The following is a 17,295-nucleotide window of genomic DNA, read 5'->3' on the forward strand; positions in this document are numbered from 1 at the left end:
TAAAGTTAGTCTCTGTCAACTTATTTTTTAAAAATTTTCAATAAGAATTTTTTACTGATAAAATCCCATCATTATGGGCAAAATATACCTGATAAAACAGTCTGACAGATACTTTTTTTATTTCCGATCAGAGCAGACAAATAAAAATATCCTTACTTCATCTGACCATGTAAAGCAAATATACACAAATATATAATAGAAAATTAGTATAGAATTTTATCGCAAAAACTCTTGACAAAATAAGTCCTGTCGTATATTATAATATCAGTAATAATTACTATTACTGATATGGAGGAAATATTATGGCAGCACTTAAATACAGCCGTCAGAGAGAATCGATCAAGGAATTTCTGAGATCCAGAACAGATCATCCAACGGCAGATACAGTATACGAGAATCTTCGGCAGATTTATCCGAATATCAGTCTCGGAACTGTCTACCGTAATCTTTCTCTTCTCAGTGACATCGGCGAGATCCGGAAGCTGACCAATTTCGGAAGCGCGGACCGCTATGATGGACGCGTCGCACCGCACTCACATTTCATGTGTACGAAGTGCAACCGGGTGATCGATATGCAGTCAGACAGTCTCAATGGAATTCTGGAGCAGGCAGCCGCAGAATTTGTCCATGGCAAGGTTTTTGACGTAGATGCAAGCTTCTATGGAATCTGCAAGGAATGCCTTAAAAAAGAAGAAAAACAGTCTTGACAAAATAAAGATCACATGTTACTATAAAACAGTAATAATTACTATTATTAATTAAGAAGAAACACAACTAAACAATAAATTTCAATAAGAAAAGGAGATTATCACTATGGCTAAATGGGTATGTACAGTATGCGGTTATGTTTATGAAGGCGAGCAGGCACCGGAAGCCTGTCCAGTATGTAAAGCACCAGCTTCCAAATTCCAGAAACAGGAAGGCGAGCTCACATGGGCAGCTGAGCATGTTGTAGGCGTAGCTAAGGGTGTCAGCGAAGACATTCTTGCAGACTTAAGAGCAAACTTCGAGGGTGAGTGCTCTGAGGTTGGTATGTATCTTGCAATGGCAAGAGTTGCTCACAGAGAAGGATATCCGGAAGTAGGTCTCTACTATGAGAAAGCAGCTTACGAGGAAGCAGAGCATGCAGCTAAATTCGCAGAGCTCCTTGGTGAAGTTGTAACAGACAGCACAGAGAAGAACCTTCAGATGCGTGTAGAGGCTGAGAACGGCGCTACAGCTGGTAAATTTGACCTTGCTAAACGTGCGAAAGCTGCTAACCTTGACGCAATCCATGACACAGTACATGAGATGGCTAAGGACGAGGCAAGACACGGAAAAGCATTCGCCGGTCTGCTTAAGAGATACTTCGGTAAATAAGAAATCCGCATAAAATCATAAAATAAAGATTTTTAAAAGAGGGAGCCAGATTATATGGTTCCCTCTTTTCTGTTGCATTCAATCTTCCGCACACTGTCTTCGCGTACCTGATCACGAAGCTCTGTCAGATAATCTGAGAATTTCACCTGCTCATCTCCGTAAGTCATCTGCAGATCATATTCCAGCGGGATCCAGGTTTTAATATCGGATTCATTGTGCTGGATCAGAGCTTCCAGCTTGTCCAGAGCTTTGTAAATCCTGGATTCCAGAGTCTGCTGTGCTTCCATTTCCTGATATAGTTCTGCCATCTCTTTATCAAATGGCTCCGGAAGGGTTTTTACCCACTCGCCCAGTACATCCGCTTCTTTTTCCGAATCTTTATCCGTTTTTTCAAAAGCTGGGATATCCCCGGTAAAAGCTTCCCCCAGGTCATGGATCAGACACATTTTCATAATTTTCAGAAGATCCGCATCCGGAAACTCATCGCTGACAAAATAAGCCATCAGTGTAATTCTCCAGGAATGCTCCGCAACACTCTCCCGCCTTCCACCGGATGTGTAGCAATGACGCACCGCATCTTTTAATCTCTCTGCAACGGAAAGTACTTCGATCAGTTTTTCAGGTTTCATATCCATTCACCCTCCTCAGTCTTTTAAGAATGTCTCTCGACAATATTTTTTTCGCTGAGTCAAGCGGATATTCGCAATCCGCTTCGCTACGTAGCTCTACACCAAATAACTGCTCCGCAGTTTATCAGGAGGAGCTTTCACTCCTCCTGATACAAGCAAGTCCCCACCCACTGCTTATTGCTTTTCGCAATTTAAGCAGGGGACTTACTTGATTTGATTTGATTAAACTATACCATACATCCCTTCCGGACAAAACATCCAATGCGACTGGCATTCACATTCTGATCGACACCCCACAGCAAAGTCTAAAAAAATTTGTCCCGGCTAATTTCTAAAAAAACTATAAATTTTATTGCATTTTTCGCTATAAGCGTCATAATGAAATTATAAACAGAAGAAAGAAGGTGATTGCCGATGGATATCACAGTGTCGGACGAGGTCTCACAGGAATATCATGAGCTTGTGAAAAACATCCTCTGCAACAGAGAGTTCCTGAAGCTGAGCCTGTACACCCACCACCAGTGGACCACTCGGCTCATGCACAGTATCAATGTTTCCTACCTCTCCTGGTTCATTGCCAGGAAGCTGGGATGTGACGAGAAAGCCGCCGCAAGGGCAGGACTTCTCCACGATTTCTGTCCTTACGATTTCAAAGCAGAGACACCGACCGGTGAGCATCAGGCGTTCTATCACCCGAAAGCTGCCGCAGAAAACAGTGCCACTCACTTTGATATGACGGACAGAGAACTGGACGCAATTCTCTCACATATGTTCCCTCTGGGACCTCTTCCACGCAACAGAGAAGCCTGGATCATCAGCTTTGCCGACAAAGCCTGTGCCATTGCGGAAGGCTGTCATATCGCCATTGCTCTGGCCAGACGGAACCGGATCGTCATCAATCCGGCCTGATCAGATTTTTTCTGACAGAAACAACAAAAAACAGGGCTGCCATTTCTGACAGACCCTGTTTTTTGGTTTCACATTTCTGTGATCTTTAATTTCTTATCAATTTCCTATTTTACAGTAACTTTGCATTTTGCGGTAAATTTTCCGGCTTTTACAGTGATCACAGCAGTTCCTTTTTTCTTTGCTGTGATCTTGCCTTTGGAATCTACTGTGGCAATGCTCTTATTGCTGGTTGTATAAGTGATCTTTGCAATTGCTCCTGACGGGTAAAGCTGTGGTTTTAATGTGTATGTTTTACCCTTTGTGATGGTTTTCTTAGTCGGAACATTTTTGATTACTTTTAATGCAGGCGCTTTTTTCACAGTTAATGTTACCGTTGCTTTCTGCTTTCCGGACTGTACGGTGATCGTTACTTTTCCGACTTTTTTCGCAGTGATCACACCTGTGCTGCTTACAGTAGCGATCTTGGTGTTGCTGCTCTTGTAAGTAACTTTCTCCTGAGAATTGGATGGTGTTACAACCGGTTTCAGGGTATATTTCTTTCCGGTTGTAAGGCTCAGTGTCTTCGGTACTTTTGTGAGCTTTGTTGTTCTGATCATTTTTACGGTTACAGTTACTTTTGCGGTTTTTTTACTTGCAAGAGTTACTGTGATCACTGCGGTTCCCTCTTTGGAGGTTGCTGTGATCTTACCGTTTTTGTCTACAGTTGCAACTGACTTTTTGGAGGATGTCCAGCTCTTGACGTAATCTCCTTTTGCAAGTCCTGTTGCCCTTACGGTTACAGACTGTTTCGTTTTCAGTGCCAGTTTTGTTGCTGTAAGTTTAACGGTTGGTGTAAGTTTCTCGCCAACAGTTTTTGTTGTCTTCTCGCCACAGAAATCACAGGTGCTTTCCTGTTTCTCCGGAGCAAATACGGTTGCAGAGCTTACTTTTTTCCAGGTTGTGTAGCTATGCTCATGTGCCTTGGCAACAACCTTGGCATCTACCGGAATATAGTACTCATATGGTGTTTTTACGATAGCTGCTGTATAAGTTCCTTCTGCCGGTGCATTAAGTGTTACATTTCCGTTCTCATCGGTGGTTCCTGTTGCTACTGTCTTACCTTCGCTGTCACGGAGTTCTACGGTGATATCCTTCTGTGCAGAAGCCTCCTCACCCCATGCTGCCTTAAATCCTTTTACATTCAGGATAAAGTCTTTCTTAGCCATGATGTCGCATGCAATGCTGTCAAAATACAGATATTCGTCACTGTATCCTGCTGTGTCATTATAGAAGAATACGTTTAAAACATCTCCGCTGTTCAGAACGGCTTCATTACACATGCTTCCATATCCACTGTCACCCAGCGGCATTTTGTTGTTTACAAAGAAGCTTATATTAGCAGTAGTAACTCCAAACGCTTTGCTGATCAAGCCACTCTCATTTACTACCAGGTAATCTTCCGGTGCTGCCTTAAATGCATCTCCGTACATTGCTGCATGAAGATCTGCAAGTGCGTCAAGAACAGTTACCTCTGCCTGTACTTTCTCCGGTTTTACATATCCGTAAAGTGCTGCGTCTGTAGCCTTTACTGTAAGGGCCTGTGTTTTTCCGGCTGTGTTTGCTTCGGTACCGGCGATGACAGTTACATCAGCACTCTGCGGAATCCTGGAATCCTGGCAGTCTTTCATAGCCTTGGCAAGGGCTGTGATTGCTTCTGTCTGCTGTGCTTCTGTTGCCTCGGCGTTATCGGAAACTGCCTGTGCAGCTTTGATTGCTTCGGAAAGGGCATCTTTTGTTCCTTCCGGATACTGTCCTGCTTCTGTTCCCTCTGTGATGCTCTCAAGAAGTGTATTTGCTTCCTGGATCTTAGCTTTCAGAGCTTCGCCTTCTGCTTTTGTTCCCTTTACGGTTACTGTAACAGATGCTTCCTGTTTATAAAGTTTCTGAAGTTTTGCGTTATCCAGATGATCTTTTGCAAACTGGCCATATTTCTCACTGGAAAGAAGAGAACTGATGGTGATCTGTGTATTGCTCTCCGGTCTGTTTACAACAAGGTTTTCATGCTGGATCACTGCGTTGTTGGAAGATTTGAAGTGATTGTATCCCTGTCCTTCCATGATCCACGGGTCATCAAAATAATCATCTGTGATGATACCTGCGCCTGTTTTGTCATCTGCATTGTATACCCAGACAGCTTTTCCTTCGTTGTCCAGATACATTTCCTGGAATGCGTGAAGGTTTGTGGTAATGCTGTCCGCGTCGGCATTGTCACCTTTGATACCATCGAAATAATGGGCTTTTGCGTAATCCATCATAGCAATTTCTGCGTCCAGCTTTTCGTTGATATCTTTTACGGAAACTGTGATCGGGATCTCTTTTGTGGCAGTTACGCCTTCTCTTGTGAAGGTAACGATAAGATTTGCTGTCGTATCTTTATCATACGTAAACAGATCCACCGCTGCTCTGTATCCGTTGATCTTCATCAGGTTCGCATCACTGGAGGTTACTGTGATCTCTTTATTATTGAATACATACTCACCGTTTTCATCTTTGATCCTTGTGTAACGAGGAAGCTGGATGTCACCGGTACAGTTCGCTGTATCAAGCTGTGTCTGCGTTGTAAAATCCTTCAGCTGATCTGCTGTATAATATTTATCCAGAATCGCCTTTAATTCTTCCTCAGTCGGTGCCTGGCTTCCGCTTCCCTTTACCGTTACTTTGAAGGTTTTTGTAATGGTTCCGAAGCTGTCGGCTTTTTCAATATACTCATTAAGGAGTATATCGTTTGCCTTAAAGGTAGCTGTCAGAGTAACCTCTGTGTCCTCTGTTTTCGGGTTGATCTTTCCGGTTCTCGGATAGATCGGGGAATCGATGGACGGATTCTGGATAGAGATCACATCCGGATCAGAAGATTCCCATGTTACGGTAGACCATATATTACGCATGCTGGTACCCATGCAGCCCGGAAGTGTCAGATCAGAAGTTACTTCCTCCTGTGACGCATTATTTCCTTTTATGCTGTCCCAGGTAAGCTGGTCAGCCTCTGCCTGCATTTTGCCTCTGAAATATTCCTGATCCCAGCTGACAGTTACTCTGCGGTTCTCAGATACTGCAGACGCGTTGTTGCAGGTAAACTTAAAGGTGCAGTCCAGGCTCTTGGAATACACACCCATGCTGTTCAGATCACTCTTTACATAATGAATGGTTCCGTCAGTGCCGATATAATCCGTATCCTCAGATGTTGCAAGAGAAACCTTTACATTGGATACATCTACATCCAGATTGTACTTTTTGACTTTTGCCAGTACCATGTCCGCAATGTTAGAATCGGTTCCGTAAACAGGACGTAAGGTTCCGAATTCTGCGTCAAAGGCTTTCTTTACTGCGTCTACCGCTGCCTGATCTGCAGGATCGATATTGGACTGAAGGGTGACAGGGAAGGTATAATCGCCTGCCTCATCCGGTACGGTGAAGCTTCCGGATGCTTCTTTATATCCGTCTTTTGTGATGGTATATTTGTACTCTTTGCCTGCCTGGAGCTTGTAGCTTCCGTCTTCCTGCGGTCTGAGAGTTGTATACCAGCCTTCTTTTACTGTGATATCCGCGTCTGTGATGGTTGCTCCGTCATTTCCTGTCACTGCGAAGGTTGTATTTCTGTATACGATCGGAGAAAGCTTTACTTCTATATCTCCGCTTGCAGATGGAAGGATCGTCTGTGTATATTTATCGTATCCGTCTGCGGTTACTGTCAGTGTATACTCGGAACCTTCTACCAGTGTATAGCTTCCATCGTCTGCCGGAGTAAGGGAACTCCAGTCTTTCTGAATATCTACGGTTGCGCCTTCAATGGCTTCCCCTGTTTTTGCGTTTACCGGTTTGATATTTACGGTATAGTTCTTCTTTTCCGGAGCCAGAACGATGGTGAAGTCCTGTGTTGCAAGCGCTGTTGCAGTTCCGTCGTTGATCGCTGTTGTGTCTGTATCAAGGGCGAAAAGTTTCAGGGTTGCTGTGAAGGTGTATGGACCCTGCTCTGCGGTAGGTCTTGTGATACTTCTGCTACCGTTTGTCGCCGGAGCTTTATAGCCAACATACGGATTATCCTTATCAATGTACCATCCTGTTTTATAAACAGTATTCACATATTTTAATCTCATACTTCTGATAGCATATCCGCTGGTCGGGATCGTAAGGGCAACATTGTAAGTAAGACCATCCTCACTTTTTGTAACGCCTGTACCGCCACTGGTTATGATCTTATTGCTTCCGTCAATAAAGTTTTCTTTCAGATAAGCCTGGGCTTTTGCCTGCTCGTCCTCTGTGCTTCCTTCGCTGCTCTCCTCAGCCTGTGCAGCCGGAACATCAACTACTTCGTTTTCTCCTGCGCTGCTTTGTCCCGCAGCGGTTTCTCCGTCCGAAAAATCATCCTCTGTGACCTCTTCTGTCACTGCCTCCCCATTATCAGAGAAGGCTTCGGCAGTTAATTCTCCGGGAAGTTCTCCGGCAAAGGTAGTAGCCGGTGCACCTACGGTGGTAAGTGTCACAACAGCTGCCATTGCAACTGCCTGCATTTTTTTCTGCAGTTCTTTTCTAAGCATCTTTTTACCTCTCTTTCTTTTTCTCGGTACAGATTCCTGTGCCATTTATTACATCTTGTGAAGACCTCCGGTGAATTCAGCCTTCACAATAATGTTCACACTTTTTATTTCTTCCTCTTGTAACGGATCTCCCCTGCGATCTGCAATCCCATGGGCAAAAGCAGCAGCACTGCGTAAGCCACATAAAATACAAAAGACATGGGAGTAACCGGATTCATAATGATCTCCGGATTATAATAGATCTCTGTCTGGTCCAGAAGAATGGCCGATGCCACAAAAGTCAGACAGAGAAAGATCATCACAACAAAACTTCTGTCTCTGTTATCAAAACGATAAATGGAAAAAGCCGTTCTTCCCCGGAGCGAATAACCCCTGCTCTTCATGGAAACCGTACTTTCCACAAAATCCTCCAGCGTCCAGGTGATCACAATGGAGATCAGGCTTAATCCGTGCAAAAATCTCTCCAGGATATTTCCCTGCCGTACCCCTTTCCCAATACCCTCTCTGGATATCTCAATCTTCCTGGCACGTTCCTTCACTCTCGGGACACACCGTAAAAGTATGGACAGAAACAGGGATAATCTGGGCGATATCCTTCCGAAAAGATATACTACTTTATCCGATGACACCACAGCGAACACACAGGAAAAAAACATGATCACTGCTGCCACAGTGGTTCCGCGGACAATTCCATATACCACAGATTCCAGGGTAATCTGGTTTCCGATAAAATTCTGACGGAGATTTGTCACTCCGAAATGATTGTAATAGGAATACCAGGCCGCATACAGAAAGATCAGCGGAATCAGACACAGATTGAAGATCACCGCTCTTTTCCCATTGAGTTTTACGGAATATACAAATGCGCAGACATAAGATATCCCAAGGAATACCGGATGATGAAACCATATGGTACATACGATTGCTGCCGCAAAGTAGATCAGGTTTATCACCGGATGGTAACTGTCAAATCTCATCTTCCTCACCCATCATTCCGTATTTGATCCGGATTCTCTCAAGCTTCTCCATCATCGGTTTACACAGGATCAAAAGTGTCAGTGCTGTTGCAACTCCATGTACAATATTTACCGGAAGGCCTGACATATAGATCGCGCCTACAGAAGCCCGGGTAAAGTTTGTTACCATAGTAAAAACAGAGCAGGTGTCAAGAAGCGGTCCCACAATACACAGAATGATCAGAAAACCGATCACTGCCGTGCGGATCCTCTTTTTCTCTGTCATGATCCCTTTTCTTGCAAGAAGCCCTGCCAGAAGTCCTCCGATCCCGTAGGCAAACATCTGCCACGGAGTCCAGGGTCCCTGTCCGAAGATAAAATTGCTCACAAAAGCTCCAAGAGCTCCTGTCAGAAATCCCGCTTCTGCGCCAAAAGCCATTCCTGTGATCATAATGATTCCCAACATGGGCTTAAAATGCGGAAGCATGATAAACGCAGCTCTGGAAGCCACTGCAATGGCACACATCACGGCGATCGTTACCAGCTCTCTTGCCTGGGGTTTCCTTTTTTCGTAACTGAGCAAAAACGGGATTATAGAATAAACGATCAGGATCAGGCTGCACAGATAATATTTTCGATCTCCGAAATGCCAGGACACCATCAGAGTCACCGGCATCAGGATCAGGATCAGTACATAGCCCAGGATCCTTTTTAAAGTCCAGTATTTTACAGATTCTGTCTGCATAATTCGATCACATCCTCATTTGTAATAGCGTTTTCAAAGATATGGCGGCTCATCCTGTTTGCTGCCGTTGTATAGAAACTGTTCTGTGAAAAGAAACGATTTGGTGTATTTGTGGTGATGATGCTGCCATCAAAAAACATACTTACCAGATCTGCGTATTTTGCACAGAATTCCACATCATGAGAAACCATGATGATCGTCACTCCCTGTTTCTTCAGATCCTTCAGGATCTCTGCAAATTCCAGCTTGAAGAAATTATCAATTCCTTTGGTAGGCTCATCCAGCAGAAGGATCTTCGGATCTGTGAGGAGCACTTTTGCCAGCGCCGCTCTCTGCTGCTCTCCTCCGGAAAGATCATAAGGATGATGTTCCAGAAGATGGGAAATATGACAGGTTTCCGCTACTTTTTCAATCCTGCTCTTCTTCTCTTCATCCTTTCCGCGAAGCATTTCTTCCAGATCTTCCCGAACTGTTTTTTTCACAAAAAGGCTCTGTGGATCCTGAGGAAGCATTGCCAGTAAATGGTCAAAAAGTTCTCCAGACTTATATTTCTTCACAGGTTTTCCCTGGATCAAAACTTTTCCGCGATAAGGCTTACAGATGTTGCTGATCGCTTTCAGGGTCGTGGATTTTCCTGCGCCGTTTCCGCCAACAATGGCAAACAGGGAATTTTGCGGTACCTGGAACGTGATTCCTTTCAATACATCCGGCGTGTCTTTTTCGTAACGGAACCAGACTTCTTTTACCAGAACTGCCGGATCTTTTACTTCGTCCGGATCTGTGGTGATCTTTTCCTCGATTCTGGTAACAGCCGGCGTTTTTTCTTCAAACATGTGGCTTAACCAGTCACCGCCCTCTCTGACTGTAAGAGGACATTTTATGGTTTCTTTCTCCGGCTTCAGGTTCTTTTCTTCCTGGAATTTTTTTACTCCGTAATAAATCTGTACCGGTGTGGGCATTGCCGCAAACATGTCGTTGTTTCCGTTTTTCAGGAAATCACCGATCTTTCTCGGTTCATCGTCTGCAATGATCTTTCCGTCTTCCACCACCACAACTTTATCGGATGCATAAAAAATGTCTTCCAGTCTGTGCTCTGTAATGATGATCGTTGTCCGCAGCTCCCGGTTGATCTTTCGCACTGTATTCAGAAAATCCGTAGCCGCAATGGGATCCAGCTGACTGGTGGGCTCATCCAGGATCAGGATACTTGGCTGCATGGCCATAATGGAAGCCAGGTTCAGAAGCTGTTTCTGCCCTCCGGAGAGTTCTGTCACGTTTTTATGGAACCAGCCCTGGATGCCGAAATAACTGGCCATCTCTGCTACACGGAGACGGATGGTCTTCTGATCCATGCCAAGACTCTCCAGCCCAAATGCCAGCTCATGCCACACCTTATCTGTGACGATCTGGTTATCCGGATTCTGCATAACGTACCCAATTCTGGACGACTGGGTCCGAAGATCCGCATCTTTCAGAGGTTTTCCTTCAAAAAATATCTCGCCCTCTGTTTTTCCGTGAGGCGCAAGTACGCTTTTCAGATGTCTTAAGAGTGTGGTCTTGCCACTGCCGCTTTTTCCGCAGACTGTGACATACTGGCCTCTCTCGATCTTTAAGTTAATATGGGAAAGAGCCGGCTTCTTTTTTTCTGTAGGATAATAGAAGCTCAGATCTTTGATCTCAAAATGTGCCATATGATTTCCTCCGTAATATTAACTGCTGTAGGAAGAGCCAGAAACGCTCCGTAGGCAACTGCTCCTACAACGGTATATGGGCTCATTGCCACCAGAAATTCCGGTGTGTACTGCGCGCTGCTGCCGCCCATGATACAGCAGAAGATCACAATGGCAAGAAAACCCGCCATGATCGCCAGCAGGATCTTATCTCTTTTTTCAAAACGGTACAGGGAAAATGTCGTTCTTTTCCCGGTACCAAACCCACGGCTGCGCATACTGTCTGCCATGATGATGCCGCCTTCCAGAGCCCAGGAGGTCATCGCGGATACGATGGTCAGTCCATGCTCTGCTTTTTCTTTTGTGGTTCCATTCTCTGCGGACATGCCGATGCTTTTTCTTGCATTGCCGATCTGCGCGATCTTTTTTTCGTAGTTAGGCAGAAGACGCAGGATCATCGTCAGCACCAGCGAAACCGATGGAGCTGCTTTTCCAAACAGGTACAGGAACTTATCGCTGGTCATCACAAAACTGTAGGAAGCAAACCATAAAAGAATGGTCACTACCATCGCAGCAAGGCTTGTTCCGTACGCAAGTGCCTCCAGCGTGTAGGGCCGGTCGTTCCACCAGGTAAAAAGAACCCTGTCTCCGTAGGTGTTAAACAAAGGATTGATAAAGGACAGCATGAGAAAAAGCGGAATCATTCCAAACAGAAAACTCTTCGCCTTTCTTCCTTTTACGGTAATGTAAAAAGCCGCTGCTGTGATTGCCGAAACTGCCAGAAAAACCGGATGGATCAGCATCATCCCCAGCAAAAACGCGCCAATATAAAAGGTAAAATTGATTACCGGATGAAAGGTGGAAAAAGTATCTTTTTTTTCATTCATTTTTATTTTTCACCTTTATCCTTCTTTTTTCTGCGGCTGTCCGCGATCTGTACACCGCCCAGGATCACTACCAGGATCAGCGCTGCTCCGCCGGCTGCGATCCACGGCCATACCGGTTTCTTCTTTTCCTGCCCGGAAAGTATCTCGTCGGAATCTCCCATAAATCCTACGATTCCGTAAGAAGAAAATTCTGCCGCGTCAAAGGAAATATAGCTGTCTGATATCTTTCCTTTCAGGAATTCCACTTTTCCCTTATCTGTGATATGTACGATCATACAGCTCTTATAATCGCCCAGATCTGCCATTGGAAGCTGCACCTTCAAAATGTCCTTCGGCTTCCAGTCATCCCCGGTAAGGGTATCTACAAAATGAATTTCATTCAGGGAAAGTACCTCGGATTTTTTGCCCAGGACTTTCTGGATGGTCTCCACTTCGCTTTCGTCTGCGATCTTTGGATTTACCACCATTTGGACATACCACGGTAATGCCTCATCCTTGTTGTCATCCAGATTCGTTCCGGTAGCCTGGTCAAAATGATATTTTTCACCAAGAGCGGTAAGAAGCTTTTGGAAGGATTGATAGGTTTTCTCTTCCTGAACTGCTTTCTTTTCCCCTTCGGAAAGTTTCTCATAATTTTTCCAGGTTTTTCCAAGTTCTTTGATCTGCTTTTCGGAATAATCATCAATCTTTGACGGATACGGATCTTTTCTCTTTTTGTCGAAAAACGTCTTCATTTCGCTGACAACTTTTTTGGATGCCGTTGTCTCAGTTGCTTTTGTTTCGGCTGCAGACGTCTTGGAATCTGTTTTATTGGAATTTGCTTTTTTGGTACTTGCAGTGCTCTTCTTGGCGGAAGATTTGCTGCTTCCTGTTTTGGAAGAGGATTTGCTGCCGCTTCCTACAGTTGCTGATTTGGTGGAACCTCCGGCAGATTTTGTTTTGGACGGATTCGCTGCCCCGGGAGTTGCCGTTGGTTTCGGTGTTACCAGATTTACCTTGGAACCCGGTTTTCCTGACGGGCCGGATGGTTTTGTGGTAGGTGTGGGTTCTGTTGCTTTTTTTAACTGCTGCAGTGCCTTCTCCGCTGCTGTCAGAACAGAATAGTTTGTAACCTTCTTTTTCTGAGCGGAAGAAAGGGAATTATAGGCTGTTTTTGCATCTGTAATCTTTTCTTCACTGGACAATGTTACTTTTCCGATCTTTGAGATCAGACCTTCCACATACTTCACTTCCACATCCTGAGCCTCCGCATAGGCTTTGAGAAGCTTATCCTTATTTGTCTTGGAGATAACCGCTTTCTGTGTGGAATTCAGTCCATTGTATGCGGCATATGCAGTGATCACTTTCTGGAAATTACTCATGGTGATCTTTGACGGAAGTGCCTCGATCAGTTTCGTCACTTCTGCCGCTTTTTCCTTGTCTGATTTGATCGCCACATCGGTCATATCATAAAGGGAATTTTTCCCGTTTTTCATTCGGCTGTATGCAGTCATTGCGTAGTATGCCTGTTCCGTTGCCATCTGGTCATAGCCATTTCCGGCAACATGAAGAAATCCCTCTTTTCCGTCGTAGTAACTTAATAATCCCTGAAGAAGGGACTTTCCGTTTTTGATAAAGCGGGAATCCTTATCACAGTCGATACCAAGTGCCGAAAGTCCGGTCACTACCTGGGAACAGCTCTCGGAGGTGCTGTGTCCCATAGTTCCGAAAGTTCCGTCCGAAAGCTGCATAGAGGAAAGTTTTTTCAGCGCTCTGTCTACTGCCGCTTTTACGGAAGAATTACTCTTATAATATGGTGCCAGAGCCTGCAGTGCCATTCCTGTCACGTCACTGTCTGCTCCGCCCATGATGCTCCATCCGCCGCCGGATACTTCCTGCGACAGAATGTTGTTGATCAGTTTTTCCCTGGTTGTCTGCGTTTTTCCGACCGCTGCTTTCGGGATCTCATAATCATGGCTGTCAAAGGCGATCAGAGCCCATATCGTTCCGTTAACTCCCTGCCATACTGTCTGGTCGAAATCGGACAGCGGCTGCAGAAGATTGTATCCTCCTACATCGGTAACATCTTCTCCAATGGCTGTAAGCGCCAGAACTGCCCTGGAATATTCCGTATATTTTTTATCATGGAGTACACCTTTTTTCTGTTTCACCACATCCACAAGATTGGATTTATAACGGCTGTAAACCGATGCGTCCACAGGCTGGCCGCTTCGCATAAGGCCGATCACCATCCATTCACCGCACAGCGTTCCGTTTACAGGTGCGCTTTTTTCTGCCATGAATGCCAGATGTTCTCCGGTTTCTTTATAAATGGTATTAAAACTTGCCGTATTGGAAGCAGAAGCTGCCTCTGCGTCTCCGGATGAGAAAAGTTCCTCTTCCGTATCCTTTGCCGCGGATTTCTCCTGAGCCTTCTGTGCTTCTGATACTTCCAGTTCCGCCGCGTCTTTCTTTTTCAGAGTTACGGCATAAACATCTCCGTAACCTTCCTGATCCTTTGCAGTAAAAAGATAGGTCTCCTGATTTTCTTCCAGGTGACAAAGGTAAGAATCTCCGTCTACAGGAGTCCAGTCCTCATCTCTTTCTCCTTTTTCGTAATAGGTCAGATCATCTCCGTCCGGATCCTGAAAGATCTCACTGAGAGAGACGTTCCAGTAACCTTCGGTTTCGTAAGTTTCACTTTCCGGGATGTCTTCCTGACGTTTGGGAAGATGATTCTCGGAATCGTTTTCGGCGATATCCGTGTCTTTTTTATCGGTATCTTCAGCGGCAGGATCTTCATCTCCGATGTTCTCACCACCAGATTCTCCGGTATTGTCCTCTTCGTTACCGGTGTTCTCACCAGCTTCATTGCCGGAATCTTTCCCGTCATCAGCCGCATTTCCACTGTCTTCACTTCCGGAATTTTCGCCGTCCGGATCCGCATCTTTTTCGTTCCCCGAATTTTCTGCGGTATCACCTGATGTATGATCTGCAGCCGGATCTTCTTTATCCAATGCTGCCGGATCCTTCTGCTCTCCGTCCTTTTTCCCATCTGTAGCATCCGATCCACTATGGTCTTCAGCGGACGGATCTAACACCTGAAGACAGACAGTCTTACTTTCTACGTAAGCGTTTTCGTCTGTTTCTTCTGAATTCCAGATCCGGACTTTGTAGTAGAAGGTTCCGGCTGTATCTGTAGCCGGTGTATACTCCTGTGTATCTTCATACTCCGGCTGGCTGTTTTCCCCCTGCTGTTCCCCGGTCTGTTCTTCTTTTGTCTTTTCCTGGCTGTCGGACTTTTCTATTTTGTAAAAATTCTCGTTGTCATCACTTTTCAGCCACAGATATTTCAGCTTGCCGGATTCTTCCGTCTGAACCTTTAAAGGCTCTGCCTTTTCATTGAGATCATATGTAATGGTCTCCTCCGACAGGTCCTCCGTGATCACCGGCAATTTTTTTTCTGCTGTGTCAGAAGCTTCTGATCCAAACGATCCGAAATCGGAACTTTCGTCTGTTTCTGCCGCCATAATTGAAACAGGAGCTCCCGGCTGCCCCACAAGAGCAGCCGTCAGCATCAGTGCCAGAAATTTTTTTCTCTGCATATCTTTTACTCCCTTTGCTGTCACTCACCGTTATATTCCGCACCGACATCCGCGCCAAGACCATTGCAGGTAAAGCACCACACAATGTCGTCTCCGTCCTCCAGTGTGTACTTGGAACATCCGTAATTCGGGAACCATCCGTTTACTTTATACATCCATCCGGACTGTGCTCCACAGTCAAATTCATACAGGTTGTTGATTCCCTGAATATAGTAACTGTCATACATAGGCGTCCAGGAATATTCCAGCTGGATTCCGGCGTACTCACAAACTCTCTGAAGTACTTCAAAAACGGTTTCTCCCTCTGTAAACTCTACGGTACTGGTATCCAGGATCACTCCGTTTGCCGGCACATAAGCTTCTTTTCCGGCTGTCAGATTGTCCATATTATTAAGGATGGTATCGCAGAGGATCGTGATGGTACACTGCTTGGTATCCTGAGAATCCCCGTCACCGGAACCATCATCAGAACTGCCGTCATCGGATACATCTCCATCACTGCCTGCGGTGTCTTCTCCGGAAGAATCCGTCTCATCCTGAGAAGCATCCGGTGTGTATTCCTGTGTTGTGTTCTCTCCGCTGCCTGCAGTGTCTGCGGTATTTCCGTCTGTTGTATCGGAATTCTGTTTCGCAGATCCATCTGCAGACTTTTTATCATCCGATTTTTCTGAAGTCTTCGGAATCTTGTTTGTAGAATTTAAACTCTTCTCAAGAGCTGCTTTCTTCTCTGCGGCTCTGTCATCCAGAACTTTCTGAAGTTCCTCCGGTGTAAAACATAAACTGTCTTTATCTGCGCATCCCAGCAGCTGCTGGATCATATATTCATTTAATGCTCCTGCTGAGATCTTACTTGTTTCTACTTTCCAGCTTCCGTCCTCACTTTTTGTCATCTGAGCACTTTCGCCGGCTGTTACGGTTGTGGTTTTTCCGTCCGCTTCGGCCAGTTCCACTTCATCCTTAAATACATACACAGCGCCGCTTCCGGACTGTGCGCTTACGGAAAAGACTCCTGTCTCAAAGGTAAGCGTATTTTCATCAAGAGCGATCTCTGCTTTTCCCACAGAATCCGTAAGATCCGCAAAAACCTCTCCCTGATCCGCAGTAAGTTTCAAATTGTTTTTTTCTACGGATTCCGCAGTAAGTTTCGTATTTGCGTTAAGTGAAAGTGTATTGTTTTCTCCGGCTGAAAGCTCCGCTGTGGTTCCGTTCTTCGTCTCAAGAATATCTCCGGCTCTCAATGCCACATTTTTTTCCAGGCCGTAGCCCACACCGTTTCTCTGAATATTGGCCACACCTTTTACGTTCTTTGTCATAAGAACGCTGTCCGATCCTTTATCAAACCATCCTTTCAGATTTCCCACTGCCATCACTCCGCATCCGGCAATGACCAGGATCAGTACTACCATGATCACATTAAACAGCGTCTTTTTCCTCTTACTTTCCATTCTTCCTCCTTTTCTCTGCACAAAAAAAGCAACAAAAAAGGTAACGGAAAATAATCCCTCTTTTCCAAGGGGATTCCGTTACCTGATAGATGTTCCTATGCGCAAACCAATGCTACCTTACATGAAAGAAAAACCGCCCGCCGACTGTACGGCATCGCACTTACATGTACAGGAATCACACCTGTTTGCACGTCTTTCTTTTCTATGAAATTTTATACTGAAATTATAGTTTATTTCCTCTTGTCTGTCAAACGAAAACCCGGAAAACAATTGTATCTGTCCTTTTTCTGTGATATAATAATCAGACACCCAAAAATATTAAATATAGACGTTTTCAAGTTCCGGTTTTTTCCTGCAGAAAACCGGATTAAAAGGGAATAAGGTGAGAATCCTCAACAGACGTGCTACTGTATTTGCTTAGTTTATCCGTGAACCATTGTAATTTATCGTATAAGAAGGGGATAAACGTGACTGCATAAGTCAGGAGATCTGCTTGGAAATACTGCCGGCTATTACACGTATGATAAATGGAGAATT

At 45.0% G+C, this 17,295-nt stretch carries 11 protein-coding genes and 1 riboswitch; of the genes, 3 read left to right on the forward strand and 8 right to left on the reverse strand.

Going from position 1 to position 17,295, the window contains the following annotated elements:
* The first annotated feature begins 302 nt into the window (after positions 1–302).
* Together AC04Q6_RS07150 and AC04Q6_RS07155 are read left to right on the forward strand one after the other, a co-directional pair.
* Entirely contained in the window at positions 303–707 is a 405-nt protein-coding gene (locus AC04Q6_RS07150; protein ID WP_021975926.1) for a Fur family transcriptional regulator, read from the forward strand.
* Between the two features lie 106 nt (positions 708–813).
* On the forward strand, positions 814–1,359 hold the full coding sequence (locus tag AC04Q6_RS07155; RefSeq protein WP_021975927.1) for an NADH peroxidase: 546 nt from the start codon (positions 814–816) through the stop codon (positions 1,357–1,359).
* A 50-nt stretch (positions 1,360–1,409) separates the two neighbouring features.
* On the opposite strand, the gene AC04Q6_RS07160 is transcribed toward AC04Q6_RS07155, so the two are convergent.
* Complete coding sequence (locus AC04Q6_RS07160) at positions 1,410–1,988, reverse strand: HD domain-containing protein (RefSeq protein ID WP_118070919.1); 579 nt, start codon at positions 1,986–1,988, stop codon at positions 1,410–1,412.
* A 414-nt stretch (positions 1,989–2,402) separates the two neighbouring features.
* Here AC04Q6_RS07160 and AC04Q6_RS07165 point away from each other — a divergent pair, with 414 nt between their 5' ends.
* The gene (locus tag AC04Q6_RS07165) at positions 2,403–2,897 is read left to right on the forward strand and encodes an HD domain-containing protein (RefSeq protein WP_021976382.1); all 495 of its coding nucleotides are present in this window, start codon (positions 2,403–2,405) and stop codon (positions 2,895–2,897) included.
* A 104-nt stretch (positions 2,898–3,001) separates the two neighbouring features.
* On the opposite strand, the gene AC04Q6_RS07170 is transcribed toward AC04Q6_RS07165, so the two are convergent.
* The 7 genes from AC04Q6_RS07170 to AC04Q6_RS07200 form a co-directional block, all read right to left on the reverse strand.
* Positions 3,002–7,471 (reverse strand): Ig-like domain-containing protein, encoded by a 4,470-nt coding sequence (locus AC04Q6_RS07170; RefSeq protein WP_178087478.1) that lies wholly within the window; start codon positions 7,469–7,471, stop codon positions 3,002–3,004.
* Positions 7,472–7,575: 104 nt separating this feature from the next.
* Positions 7,576–8,448 (reverse strand): energy-coupling factor transporter transmembrane component T, encoded by an 873-nt coding sequence (locus tag AC04Q6_RS07175; protein ID WP_021976380.1) that lies wholly within the window; start codon positions 8,446–8,448, stop codon positions 7,576–7,578.
* Positions 8,438–9,172: an ECF transporter S component gene (locus tag AC04Q6_RS07180; protein WP_021976379.1), complete on the reverse strand. Its 735-nt coding sequence runs from the start codon at positions 9,170–9,172 to the stop codon at positions 8,438–8,440. The genes AC04Q6_RS07175 and AC04Q6_RS07180 overlap by 11 nt, the downstream gene beginning before the upstream one ends.
* A complete protein-coding gene (locus tag AC04Q6_RS07185) occupies positions 9,154–10,863 on the reverse strand; it encodes an ABC transporter ATP-binding protein (protein WP_118070818.1) in 1,710 nt (569 codons plus the stop codon). Before AC04Q6_RS07185 ends, AC04Q6_RS07180 begins: the two co-directional genes overlap by 19 nt.
* The gene (locus tag AC04Q6_RS07190) at positions 10,836–11,729 is read right to left on the reverse strand and encodes an energy-coupling factor transporter transmembrane component T (protein WP_118070816.1); all 894 of its coding nucleotides are present in this window, start codon (positions 11,727–11,729) and stop codon (positions 10,836–10,838) included. The genes AC04Q6_RS07185 and AC04Q6_RS07190 overlap by 28 nt, the downstream gene beginning before the upstream one ends.
* 2 nt (positions 11,730–11,731) lie before the next feature.
* Positions 11,732–15,313, reverse strand: coding sequence for a prenyltransferase/squalene oxidase repeat-containing protein (locus AC04Q6_RS07195; protein ID WP_118070814.1), 3,582 nt, complete (start codon positions 15,311–15,313; stop codon positions 11,732–11,734).
* 20 nt (positions 15,314–15,333) lie between these two features.
* Entirely contained in the window at positions 15,334–16,758 is a 1,425-nt protein-coding gene (locus AC04Q6_RS07200) for a DUF4430 domain-containing protein (protein ID WP_242997095.1), read from the reverse strand.
* 319 nt (positions 16,759–17,077) lie between these two features.
* Positions 17,078–17,269: riboswitch (cobalamin riboswitch) on the forward strand.
* Positions 17,270–17,295: the final 26 nt, after the last annotated feature.

The sequence above is a fragment of the Blautia sp. HA9023 genome (genome assembly GCF_056504095.1).